This is a genomic window from Kitasatospora albolonga, from assembly GCA_002082585.1.
Classification (GTDB): Bacteria; Actinomycetota; Actinomycetes; order Streptomycetales; family Streptomycetaceae; genus Streptomyces; species Streptomyces stephensoniae.
On record CP020563.1, the window covers coordinates 1815057 to 1827467 of the forward strand.

Below are 12411 nucleotides of genomic sequence, written 5' to 3' on the forward strand. Positions count from 1 at the left end.
GGGAGGCGGGACCGGCCCGGTGGACCGCAGGACGGCTGTCGCGGCTCCTTCGCCGACGTCTGCCGTCACCGTAGTGCCGGTGGGTGTCAGCGCAGGACGAAGACGGCCACCGTGCGTCCCGGTACGGTGAAACTGGCTGATTTCCCGTCGTACCTGGCTCGTTTGACCGTAAGATCCGCGCCCTTGGCCTGCACCGGGTGCAGCGCGTACGTCTTCCCTGCCGGGGCGGCGAGCTTCTGTGTCGCGGTCTGCGGGGTGGCGTTGAGGACCACGGCCAGCTTGCCGAGGCGCATGGTGATCACGCCGGGGGTCTCGGCCGGTCCGGAGAGCGGGAAGGACAGGGCGGACTGCACCTGCCCGGTGGTGGCAAGGGAGAACTCCTTCTCGGTGGTGCGGATGGTGAGCAGGTCGCGGTAGGCGGCCGAAGCGCCTTCGATCTGGGCACAGTTGGGGGCGATCGTGGCGGAGGCCGTCAACAGCGGCTTCGCGTACGACCACTTGTCCTGGTTGTCGGCGGCGGGCGGCAGCCCCCGGCCGAAGCCGTTGCCGTCCCGGCAGTCCCAGTGCAGGGCGTTGAACCAGTCGCCGCTGTCGTAGGAGTTGCGGTCCAGCGACTTGGAGCGCAGCAGGTCCGTGCCCGCCTGGGAGAGCGAGGGGCCCTGGGAGAGGACGGAGGCGCCCATGGCCACCACGTGGGCCCTGGCCCGTTCGGCGGCCGTGGTGTCGGCCGGGAGCTTGAAGGCGAGGGTGTCGAAGAGCGTCTCGTTGTCGTGGGCGTCGGAGTAGGCCAGCGCGTCGCCGGGGACGGCCGCGTATCCGGCGGGCGACCCGTTGTAGTCGACGTCCGAGCCCTTGACCGTACGGCCGGAGGTGTCGGTGAAGGTGTAGTCGGCGAGGTTGCCGGAGAGCCCGACCTTGATCAGGTCCTGGTAGTGCAGCAGCCGGGCCTTCTGCTCGGCGCGGGTGCCGTTGGCGGGCGAGGAGTTGGGGTCGGTGTAGAGGCCGGAGGCGAAGCCCTGGACGCCGGGGTCCTCGTCGAAGGGGCCGCCGCCGCGCACGGCGTCACGGGCCCGGTCGGAGAAGGTCGCGATGCCGGTGCCGGCCATGTTCTTCTGGGTGGCCTGGACGAAGCGGGCGTCGTCGGCGATCTCGCCGAAGTTCCAGCCCTCCCCGTACAGGATGATCTTCTTGCCGTCCACGCCGTCCTTGGCGAGGGTCAGCCCGTCGAGCGCCTTGCGGACCTCCAGGATGTTGTCCTTGGGGTGGTGGCCCATCAGGTCGAAGCGGAAGCCGTCGACCTTGTACTCCTTGGCCCAGGTGACGACCGAGTCCACGACGAGCTTGCCCATCATGGTGTTCTCGGGCGCGGTGTTGGCGCAGCAGGTGGAGGTGGCGACGGTGCCGTCCTCCAGGAGCCGCTGGTAGTAGCCGGGCACGATGCGGTCGAGGACCGACTTGTCGTCCTGGCCGGAGGCGACGGTGTGGTTGTAGACCACGTCCATGACCGTGCGCAGCCCGGCCCCGTTCAGCCCCTGGACCATCTGCCGGAACTCGACCGTGCGCCGGGTGCCGTCGGGGTCGGAGGCGTACGAGCCCTCGGGAACGGTGTAGTGGAACGGGTCGTAGCCCCAGTTGAAGCCGTCCTTGGCCGCCGCCTTGCTCACGCACGCCTGCTGCTCCTCGGAGTCGGGGGCGTGGGCGGGCAGGTCGCAGGCGGGCTTCTGCTGGTCCTTCTTCTTCTCCGGGATGGTCCCGATGTCGAAGACGGGCAGCAGGTGGACGTAGTTGGTGCCGGAGTCCGCGAGCTTCTTCAGGTGCTTCATGCCCTTGGACCGGGTGTCGGTGAAGGCGAGGTACTCACCGGGGTGCTTCGACGTGCGGTCCGTGATCGAGAAGTCCCGGACGTGCAGCTCCTGGATCTGGGCGTCCCGCAGCGGGGCGGCGGCGGGCTTCTTCAGGGCGGACCAGCCGCGCGGGGCCAGCTTCGGGTCGGTGAGGTCGACGACGAGGCTGCGGGCGGAGTCGGCGGTCAGGGCGGTGGAGTAGGGGTCGGTGACCTTGTTGGTGACCAGCTTCTGGACGGTGGGCGCCCAGACGGTGACCACGTACCGGTAGGGCTTGCCCTGCCAGTTCTTCTTTCCGGTGACCGACCAGACGCCGGTGCGGTCGTCGCGCTTCATCGGGTGCGTACGGCCGTCGAGTTCGAGGGCGACGGTCGCGGCGGTCGGGGCCCACACGGAGAGCGTGGGGGCCGACTTCCGGAAGACCGGGCCGAGTTCGGCCGAGGCCGCGTGCTTCCCGTACAGGTCGTCCAGGATGCCCGCCGTCTGTACGCCGGTCGCCGCGAGGAGCGCCCCGTTGGCGGCCCGCTGGGTGGCGATGAGCTGGCCGCGCAGGGACTCGCGGACACGGTCGCGGTCGCGCGGGTCGACGGTGAAGGCCGGATACTCCTTCAGGTGCGGGAACTTGGCCTTCTGGGCGTCGCTCAGCTCGCCCTGCCGGAGCCGCAGCCACTGGCCCTCGTCGGAGAGCGCCCCGTCCGCGACGGAGATGCCGCCCTTCTTCGCGTACACGAGCTGCTGGCTGGTGGCGTCGGTGGCCTTCACCTTCCAGACCACGGTGCTCGCGTCGATCCACTGCGCCTCGGCCTTCGAGAGGTCCGGGGCCGCGCCGCCGCCCACCTGCGGAAGCAGATAGCCCGGCTTGCCCCCGAGCAGCCAGACCTCGTGGCCGTACGTGGCGAGGTCGAGGGACTGGTCGCTGGGCAGGTCCTTCTCGTCGCCCTTGTGCAGGATGTAGCTGAGCGAGGTGGCCCCGTCGGTGAGCGGCACCTCGAAGGTGACCCCGTAGGCGTCCCGCTTCACCGGCATCAGCGGCTTGGCCCAGTCGGTGGGCTCCTTGGCGCCGGTCCAGGTGTGGATGCCCCAGCCGTCGTAGTTCCCGTCGGCCCGGTGGTAGTTGAGCACGGCCTTCGTGGTGTCCTGCGGCGGCGCCTCGGGGGCTTCGACCGCCTGTCCGTCCTTGCCCTGCTCGATCCAGACCTGCCCGGTCACCCCGAGGTCAATGGTCCGCTGCGGGCCGTCCGCCGTGCCGTTCTTCTCGACGGTGTACGGGACGGAGTCCGTGCCCTTCTCCAGGTCGAGCCAGGCGAACGCGCCGTACGCGCTCCGCCCGATGAACTCGGCGGTCTTCTCGCCGGACTTGAGCTGCCAGCCGTCGTAGTCGCCGTCGGGGCGCTGGTAGTGGACGACGGCCCGGTCCCGCTCGATTGCGACGGGCTTCGGCTTCGGCGGGGCCTGTCCGGCGGTGGTCGCGGCGAGGGCGCTGGAGGTGCGGCCCGTCCGGTCGACGGCAACGGCCTTGTAGCGCAGCGGAGTTCCCGCCTTCACGGTCTCGTCAAGATACTGCGTGACCTTGTACGGGGCGTGGTCGGCCGAACCGAGCGTCTGCCACTTCCCGTTGCCCACCTGCGCCGCGAAGACGACCCGGTTGAGCTGGCCGCCGTCCACGTCGGCGCTGATCTCGACGGTGCCGGTGGCTCCGGCGGCCGGGGCCTCCAGGGTGATCGCGGGCTTGGCGGCGGGGGTGGTCAGCGGCTTGTCCGCGCGCAGCACGACGCTGGAGAGGGCGGGCACGGTGACGGTGACCTTCTTGTCGGCACCGCTGCGGACCGCGCCGGAACCCCCGTAGATCGTACGGAAGTTCATCCCGGCCGACTCGGTGGCGAGCTGGACCGTCTTCGGGGTGGTCGCGTTGTTGGAGGCGACGAGGTACTCGTACGGCCGCTTCGTCTCGATGCGCGAGGTGGCGTACACGGAACCTTCGGCGAACCGCTCGCTCTGGACGCCGTCCCGCAGCGCCGGGTGGTCCTTGGTGAGCTTCGAGAGCCCTGCGATGGAGCGGTAGATGGGGTGCGTGGGGTCGTACGCGTCCGAGGCGTGGGTGCGGTCGGTGCCGAGCTGGTCGTCGTCCAGGTAGTCGGCGGTCTTCGAGGCGAAGAGGGTCTGGCGGGAGTCCTTGTCGCCGCCCGCTCCGGTGAAGCCCTGCTCGTCGCCGTAGTAGATCACCGGGTTGCCGCGGCCGAGGAACATCAGCTCGTTGGCGAGGCGGGCCCGCTTCAGCAGCTCGGCGTCGTCGGCGTTCGGGTTGTCCTGCTTGAGGAAGGTCCCGATGCGGCCCATGTCGTGGTTGCCGAGGAAGGTGACCTGCTCGTAGGCGTTGGCCTTGTCCGTGGTGTAGCGGTAGTCCTGGCCGTACACCGAGGCGAGCCGGTCGGCCGGGGCGCCCTGGGAGGCGAACTGGCGGGCGGCCTCCTGGAAGGGGAAGTCCAGCGTCGAGTCGAGGCGGCCCCGGGTGACGTACGGCGAGGTGATCGCCGGGTCGGCGGAGTAGACCTCGCCGAACATGAAGAAGTTCTTCCGGCCCTGCTTGGCCGCGTACGCGTCGAGCGCGGTGGCCCACTGGGTCCAGAAGTCCAGGTCGACGTGTTTGACCGTGTCGATGCGGAACCCGTCGATACGGAAGTCGCGGACCCACTTCTCGTAGATCTTCTGCATCCCCTTCACGACCTCGGGACGCTCGGTCCACAGGTCGTCCAGGCCGGAGAAGTCGCCGTACTCGTTGGACTCGCCCGCCCACGTCGAGTCGCCCCGGTTGTGGTACATCGTCGGGTCGTTGAGCCAGGACGGGACCTTCCTGCCGGTGTTCGGCGTCTGCACCGGGGTGTACGGGAAGGAGTTCTCGTCCACCTTCTTGACGCCGTCCCGGTCGTCGAAGGGGCGGCCGTCCCTGTCCAGGTACGGGAAGGCGCCCTTCGGCTTGTAGCCGTAGGTCTTCTCCGCGTAGTCGACGGTGTCGGCGGTGTGGTTGGTGATGACGTCGAAGAAGACCTTCATGCCCTTGGCGTGGGCCTTGTCGATCAGCTTCTCCAGGTCGGCGTTGGTGCCGAAGTGCGGGTCGACCTGGGTGAAGTCGGTGATCCAGTAGCCGTGGTAGCCCGCCGAGGCGTCCTTGCCGGTGCCCTGGACGGGCCGGTTCTTGAAGATCGGGGCGAGCCAGATCGCGGTGGTGCCGAGGCCCTTGATGTAGTCCAGCTTCTGGGTCAGGCCCTTGAGGTCGCCGCCCTGGTAGAACCCCTTATCCGTCGGGTCGAAGCCGTGCTCCAGGCGCGAACCCTTCAGCCCGCCGCGGTCGTTGGCGGTGGAGCCGTTGGCGAACCGGTCCGGCAGCACGAAGTAGAACTGCTCACGTGTGAGGTCGTGCCGGGCCGCCTCCTTCGCCAGTTTCGCGTCGGAGGGCGGGGCGGGCGGTCGGGGCGCTGCGGCGGCGGTGGCCGCCGGGACGACGGGCAGCAGCGCCACGCAGAGCGCGGCGATCACCCCTCGTCTGAGGGTGGTTCGGGACACGAGAGGGTCGCTCCTCGGCTGGTGTGGCAGGAGGGTTGGCGGTGGGCCGGAGGCAGCACGCCTCCGGCCCACCGGGGATGCGGGGTCAGCTGCGCCACACGTCGGCGGTGAGCGTGACCTTTCCGGAGGACGGGACGGTGGCGGTGCGGTTGGCGCCGCTCTCCCAGGTGACGTTGCCCGCTCCGTCCCTGCGGACGTACTTGTACGCGAACGTGGTCCCGGCGGGCAGGTTCACGTCCAGCTTCCAGACGGGGTACGTGGCCGGGTCGAGCTTGGGCGCGTTGGCCGGGTTCCAGTTGCCGAGGGCCGCCTGGTCGCCGGTGACGTGGATGTTCTGGCCGAGCTGGGTGGTGGCGTGGACACCGAAGGAGGCGCCGGACTGGCCGTTGCCCGGGCCCGGGTCGGGGTTGGAGCCGCCGCCCCCGCACGTACGGGCGCCTGTGTGCAGGGCCACCGCCGTACCGGCGCCGAGGGTGGCGGTGAACTGGCCGGAGCCGTTCACCGTGACGCCCCGCCCGGACTGCACGTCGCAGTAGTCACCGGCGGGCAGCGAGGTCTGGAAGGTCCGGTTCAGCGAGGAGGACTCGTGGTTGATGGCCACGTACGCCTTGCTCCCCCGGCCGAAGGCGATCTGGTCGCCGCCGTTGTCCCACCAGTTGGTGACGGCCTGGCCGCGCGCCTCGTTGCGGAAGCCGACCATGGAGGAAATCTCACGCCAGTCGTGCTGGCACTTCCAGCCGTCGGTGTAACAGGCGTTCACCTGACCGTCGTTGGGAGGTCCGGCGTCGTGGTTGCTGAACTCGTAGCCGGAGTGGACGTCCGGGGAGCCGTAGGGCCAGGCCAGCATGAAGACGTTGGCCAGGGTGTAGGCGGAGCCGTTCTTGTAGTTGAGGGTGTCGCCGCCGCGCTCGGTGTCGTGGTTGTCGACGAAGACGCCGGACTTCCCGGACTCCATGAAGCCCCAGCCCTCGCCGAAGTTCTTCAGGTGGGCCAGGTTCTCGTTGAGGAAGACCTGCTTGAGGCTCCGCCCGTAACGGAACTCCTGGACGTCTCCGCTGCCCAGGTACTCCGAGGGCGAGACCGCCTCGCCCGCCCCGTAGATCGCCTCGTGCTTCCAGTAGACGTTCGGGTTGGTGAGCCGGGACTTGATGTTGGCCAGGTCGGCGGCGGGCATGTGCTTGGCCGCGTCGATGCGGAAGCCGTCGACGCCGAGGGAGAGCAGGTCGTTGAGGTATCCGGCGATCCGGCCGCGTACGTACTCCTCGCCCGTGTCCAGGTCGGCGAGGCCGACGAGTTCGCAGTTCTGGACGTTGGCGCGGTCCCGGTAGTTGGTGATCTCCGCCCGGCAGTCGTCCATGTCGCTGCCGGAGTAGATGCCCGGGTAGTTGTACTTGGTGTACGACGAGCCGCCGGTGCCGGTGCCGTTGCCCGCCGCCATGTGGTTGATGACGGAGTCCGCGATGACCTTGACCCCGGCCGAGTGACACGTGTTGACCATGGCGGAGAAGGCGGCCCGGTCACCGAGCCGACCGGCGATCCGGTAGCTGACGGGCTGGTAGGAGGTCCACCACTGACTGCCCTGGATGTGCTCCTGGGGCGGCGAGACCTGGACGTAGCCGTAGCCTGCCGGACCCAGGGTGTCCGTGCAGGCTCTGGCTATGGAGGCGAACTTCCACTCGAACAGCACGGCCGTGACGTCCTTGTCGCCCGGAGCGGCGGCCTGCGCGGGGGACGCGGTGCCGAATCCGGTGGGGATGACCAGGGCGGCGGCTGCGGCTGCCACGAGGGCGAGCGCGGCAGACAGGGGTCTGCGTGCCATGTCTTTCCTCCTGCGGGTGGGGGAAACGCGGGTGACGGTGCAGCCTCAGCCGGCAACGCGCCATGCCCTCAAGGCTCCTGAAGGTTCTTGCTGCAAGACTGCAAACCTTGCTGCGGACCAGACCGTACGAGGCCGCCAGGCACCGGTCAACCCTTTGGACATCCCCCGCTCACATCCATGAAACAAGCCATTTTTCTTCGCGGTTTCTTGCTGCAAGGTCTTTCGCAAGATATTGCGGGCCTGTTACGTTTCATCCGACTCCGGTCCGGTCGGCCGAGGGTTCCGGGTACCGCCTCGCGGTGCCCTGACTCCACGCGCCCGGCCGGCCGGGCCGGTCACGACAAGGAGAGGCACCCGGAGTCGCTGAAACTCCCCGCCGGCCCTTCCTGGGCCGACTCCTGGTGCCTCTCCTGTACGTGTCCCCTGTTCCCGTTTCCCCGGGGCCCGTCAGCCTTCCGTGCGTACCGCCGCCGTCGAGCCCCGTACCACCAGCTCCGGCTGGAAGACGTACTCGGTGCGCTGCACCGGACTCCCGCCGATCTCCTCCAGCAGCGCCCCCACGGCCGCCGCCGCCATCGCCTGCACGGGCTGGCGCACGGTGGTCAGCGGCGGGTCGGTGAAGGCGATGAGCTGCGAGTCGTCGAAGCCGACGACCGAGACGTCCCGGGGCACGTCGAGCCCCCTCCCCCGGGCCGCGCGGACCACGCCCAGCGCCATCAGGTCGCTGCCGCAGACGATGCCGGTGCACCCGGCGTCCAGCAGGGCGCCCGCCGCCACCTGGCCGCCCTCGACGCTGAACAGGGTGGAGCAGACGAGCCCTTCGGCCTCCGCCCGGTCCATGCCCAGCAGCGAGATCGCCGCCTCCACGAACCCGTCCCGCTTGCGGCGCGAGGGGACGTACCGCTGCGGGCCGATCGCCAGCCCGATCCGGCGGTGGCCGAGGTCGGCGAGGTGGCCGACGGCCATCCGTACGGCAGCGTTGTCATCGGGCGAGACGAACGGGGCGCTGATCCGCTCGTTGTAGCCGTTGATCAGGACGAACGGCACCCCGCGCTCGGTGAGCGCGGCGTACCGGGCCGGGTCGGCGGAGGTGTCGGCGTGCAGCCCGGAGAGGAAGACGATGCCGCCGACCCCGCGCTCCACGAGCTGTTCGACCAGCTCGTCCTCCGTCGCCCCGCCCGGGAGCTGGGTGCAGAGCACGGGGGTGTAGCCGTGCCCGGCCAGCACCTGTTCGACGGACTGGGCGAAGGCCGGGAAGATCGGGTTGGTGAGTTCGGGCGTCACCAGTCCGATCAGCCCGGCGCTGCGCTGCCGCAGCCGTACGGGGCGTTCGTAGCCCAGGATGTCGAGCGCCGCGAGCACCCGCTGACGCGTGGTGTCCGCGACGCCCTGCTTCCCGTTCAGGACCCGGCTGACCGTCGCCTCGCTGACCGCCGCCTGTCCGGCGATGTCGGAGAGGCGGGGCGCCGCCGCGGTCCTGGGTGCGGGCAGTGTCACACCGTCCACCACACCGTGGTGTCGGCGGGGAGCACGGCCTCGGCGCCATCCACGGTGACCGGGGAGCTGGCGAGCAGCACCCGGCCGCGGGCGGTGATGCGGACGGGGGCGCCGGTGGTGTTGACGGTGCAGACGAAGCCGGGGCGGGCGAGGACGAGGACGCCCTCGGGGCCGTCCAGCCACTCGACGTCGGTGCCCGCGCCGAGGCCCGGGTGGTCGCGGCGGGCGGCGATGGCGGCCCGGTACAGCTCCAGGGTGGAGCCCTCCACGCCGGTCTGCGCCTCCACGGAGAGCTCGCCCCAGCCGGTGGGCTGCGGGAGCCAGCTGCCGCCCGCGCCGAACCCGTACGAGCTGCCCTCACGGGTCCACGGGATCGGGACGCGGCAGCCGTCACGGAAGCCGTCCTGGCCCTCGGCGCGGAAGAACGAGGGGTCCTGGCGGGCCTCGTCGGGCAGGTCGGTGACGTCGGGCAGGCCGAGCTCCTCACCCTGGTAGACGTAGGCGGAGCCGGGCAGGGCGAGCATCAGGAGGGTGGCGGCGCGGGCCCGGCGCAGGCCGAGTTCGCGGTCGCCGGGGGTACGGATCTGGGTGCCGAGGCCCGCCGGGTTGGCGAAGCGGGTGGCGTGCCGGGTGACGTCGTGGTTGGAGAGCACCCAGGTGGTGGGGGCGCCGACCGGGCGCATCGCGTCGAGGGAGGTGTCGATGACCTTCCGGAGCTCGGCGGCGTCCCAGGCGGTCGCCAGGTACTGGAAGTTGAACGCCTGGTGCATCTCGTCGGGGCGCACGTAGTTGGCGGTGCGCTCGACGGTCGGGGTCCACGCCTCGGCCACGGCGATGCGGTCGCCGGGGTACTCGTCCAGGATCGTGCGCCAGCTCCGGTAGATCTCGTGGACGCCGTCCTGGTCGAAGAAGGGCATGACGTCGTTGCCGAGCAGCTTGAGCTGGTCGTGGGTGCCGAGGTCGGGCAGCCCCTCTGCCTTGACGAGGCCGTGGGCGACGTCGACCCGGAAGCCGTCGACGCCCATGTCGAGCCAGAAGCGCAGGATGGAGCGGAACTCGTCGGCGACGGCCGGGTGCTCCCAGTTGAAGTCGGGCTGCTCGGGGGCGAAGAGGTGGAGGTACCAGTCGCCGGGGGTGCCGTCCGGGTCGACCGTACGGGTCCAGGCGGGGCCGCCGAAGATGGACTCCCAGTCGTTGGGCGGGAGTTCGCCGTCGGTGCCCTTGCCGGGGCGGAAGTGGTAGCGCTCGCGCAGGGCGGAGCCGGGGCCCTCGGCCAGGGCGCGCTTGAACCACTCGTGCTGGTCGGAGGAGTGGTTGGGGACCAGGTCGACGATGATGCGCAGGCCCAGGCCGTGTGCCTCGCGGATCAGCGCGTCGGCGTCCAGCAGGGTGCCGAACATCGGGTCGATGGCCCGGTAGTCGGCGACGTCGTACCCGGCGTCGGCCTGCGGGGAGGCGTAGAAGGGGGAGAGCCAGACCGCGTCGACACCGAGGTCCCGCAGGTAGGGCAGACGGGCGGTGACGCCGGGGAGGTCGCCCATGCCGTCGCCGTTGCCGTCGGCGAAGCTCCGTGGATAGACCTGGTAGATCACCGCGTCCTGCCACCAGCCGGTGCGGTGGCCCGGGGCGTCGTCGGACGTGCCGGTGGAGGGGGCAGCGAGGTGCTGGGTCATGTCGTCCCTGGGGTGTCTGGGTGGGGAGCGGCGCCGGTGACCGGGTCGGGGTGTCCGGCGCCGCCGTGACAAATGCGGTGGTGCGTGCGGGTGCTGGCGTCCAGGAGGTTCCTCAGCCCTTGACGGCTCCGGCGGACATGCCGGTGACCAGGTGCTTCTGCGCGAACAGGAAGACCAGGGCGGCCGGGATGGCGATGAGCACGGAGGCCGCGGTCATCGGGCCCCACTGGGCGCCGTACTGGTTGACGAACTTCTGGAGCCCGCCGGCCAGCGTCAGGTTCTCGTCCCCGACCAGGAAGGCGGAGGCGTACGCCACCTCGCCCCAGGCGGTGATGAAGGAGTAGAACGCGGTGACCGCGAGGCCCGGCTTGGCCAGCGGCAGGATCAGGCGCCAGAAGGTGCCGAACGGGGTGAGGCCGTCGACCTCGCCCGACTCGTCGATCTCGCGCGGGATGGTGTCGAAGAAGCCCTTCATCATCCAGGCGCAGAACGGCACCGAGATGGTGAGGTAGGTAATGACGAGACCCGCGGACTTGTTGAGCAGTCCGAGGCTGGACATGATGTTGTAGATCGGCACGATGAGGACGGCGACCGGGAACATCTGGGTGATCAGCAGCGTCCACATCAGCCCGCGCTTGCCGGGGAAGCGGAAGCGGCTCACCGCGTAGCCGGTGGTGGCGGCGACGAAGACACCGATGACGGTGGAGAGCCCGGCGATGATCGCGGAGTTGGCGAACCAGGTGAGGAACTCGGTGTCGCGGATCAGGTCCGTGTAGTTGACGAGGGTGGTCTCGCGGAAGAAGTCCGTGGTGGTCGCGTACTTGGCGGGCTTGAGCGAGGTCAGCAGGACCCACAGCACCGGGAAGACCGCGATCACCGAGGTGATGATCAGGGTGAGGTGCAGCGCGACCGAGGCGAGCGGGGAGCGCTCGCCGCGCAGCCGGACCTTGGGCACGGCGTGCCGCGCGGGGGTGTTGGTCACGGTGGTCACCAGTTCTCTCCCTGGGTGCGCAGGACTCGCCGGTAGATCACGGCGAAGAGCATCAGGAGTACGAGGATCAGCACGCCCCACGTGGAGGACTGCGCGAAGTCGCGCGGGTTGATCTCGAAGGAGAACTTGTACGCCTGGGTGACGAGGATCTGGGTGGCCTCACCGGGTCCGCCGCGGGTGAGCAGGAAGATCACCGGGAACATGTTGAAGGTCCAGATGGTGGAGAGCAGGATCACCGTGGTGGAGACCGGGCGCAGTCCGGGGAGCGTGATGTGGCGGAACCGCTGCCAGGCGGTGGCCCCGTCCATCTCGGCGGCCTCGTACTGCTCCGAGGGGATGGACTGGAGCCCGCCGAGCAGGGCGACCATCATGAAGGGGACGCCGAGCCAGACGTTGACGGCGATGACGGCGAACTTGGCCCAGGTCGGGTCGTTCAGCCACGGGATGCCGTCGACGCCCACACCGCCGAGCAGGGAGTTGAGCAGGCCGCGCTCCTCGTTGTAGAGGAAGCGCCAGGCGAAGACCGAGACGAAGCCGGGGATGGCCCAGGGCAGGATGAGGGCCATGCGGTAGGCGGAGCGTCCGGCGATCCTGCGGTTGAGGATGTTGGCGAGGCCCATGCCGAGGGCGAACGTGATGCTCACGCAGGAGACCGTCCACACCAGCGTCCAGCCGAGCGTGCCGAGGAACTGCGAACCGGTCAGCGCCTCGATGTAGTTGTCCGCGCCGACGAATTTGTACGTGGCGGGCATCTCGTTGACGCCGATGGTGCGGGCGACGTTGCGCTCGGTGGCGTCGGTCATCGACAGGTAGATCCCGCGCACCAGCGGGTAGCCGATGATCACGCCGATCACGACGACGACCGGGGCGACCATGGTCCAGGCGTACCAGTGGGTCGACAGGCCGCGCCGGATACGGCCGGGGGCCGGTGGTGGGGTGCCAGTACCGCGGCTCCGGCCGCGGGCGGTGTTCCCGCCCGCGGCCTTCACCACCGACTGGCTGGTGTGGACAGCCATCAGTCGGCCA

General features: G+C 69.9%; 6 protein-coding genes. All 6 read right to left on the bottom strand.

Annotated features, from left to right (window positions below; translation table 11 throughout):
* Window positions 1-86: 86 nt before the first annotated feature.
* On the bottom strand, window positions 87-5405 hold the full coding sequence (locus tag B7C62_07860; protein ARF72198.1) for a sulfonate ABC transporter ATP-binding protein: 5319 nt from the start codon (window positions 5403-5405) through the stop codon (window positions 87-89).
* 85 nt (window positions 5406-5490) lie between these two features.
* The gene (locus B7C62_07865; GenBank protein ARF72199.1) at window positions 5491-7224 is read right to left on the bottom strand and encodes a glycosidase; all 1734 of its coding nucleotides are present in this window, start codon (window positions 7222-7224) and stop codon (window positions 5491-5493) included.
* A gap of 447 nt (window positions 7225-7671) precedes the next feature.
* Window positions 7672-8721 (bottom strand): LacI family transcriptional regulator, encoded by a 1050-nt coding sequence (locus B7C62_07870; protein ID ARF77038.1) that lies wholly within the window; start codon window positions 8719-8721, stop codon window positions 7672-7674.
* Entirely contained in the window at window positions 8718-10394 is a 1677-nt protein-coding gene (locus B7C62_07875; GenBank protein ID ARF72200.1) for an alpha-glucosidase, read from the bottom strand. Before B7C62_07875 ends, B7C62_07870 begins: the two co-directional genes overlap by 4 nt.
* Window positions 10395-10506: 112 nt before the next feature.
* Window positions 10507-11385 (bottom strand): ABC transporter permease, encoded by an 879-nt coding sequence (locus B7C62_07880; GenBank protein ARF72201.1) that lies wholly within the window; start codon window positions 11383-11385, stop codon window positions 10507-10509.
* Window positions 11382-12401, bottom strand: a complete 1020-nt coding sequence (locus B7C62_07885; GenBank protein ARF72202.1) for an ABC transporter permease — start codon at window positions 12399-12401, stop codon at window positions 11382-11384. The genes B7C62_07880 and B7C62_07885 overlap by 4 nt, the downstream gene beginning before the upstream one ends.
* Window positions 12402-12411: the final 10 nt, after the last annotated feature.

Bases quoted from the DNA above. Each gene is read 5' to 3' on its own strand.
- B7C62_07885 (ARF72202.1), bottom strand. From the start codon at position 12,401: ATGGCTGTCCACACCAGCCAGTCGGTGGTGAAGGCCGCGGGCGGGAAC.
- B7C62_07865 (ARF72199.1), bottom strand. From the start codon at position 7,224: ATGGCACGCAGACCCCTGTCTGCCGCGCTCGCCCTCGTGGCAGCCGCA.
- B7C62_07875 (ARF72200.1), bottom strand. From the start codon at position 10,394: ATGACCCAGCACCTCGCTGCCCCCTCCACCGGCACGTCCGACGACGCC.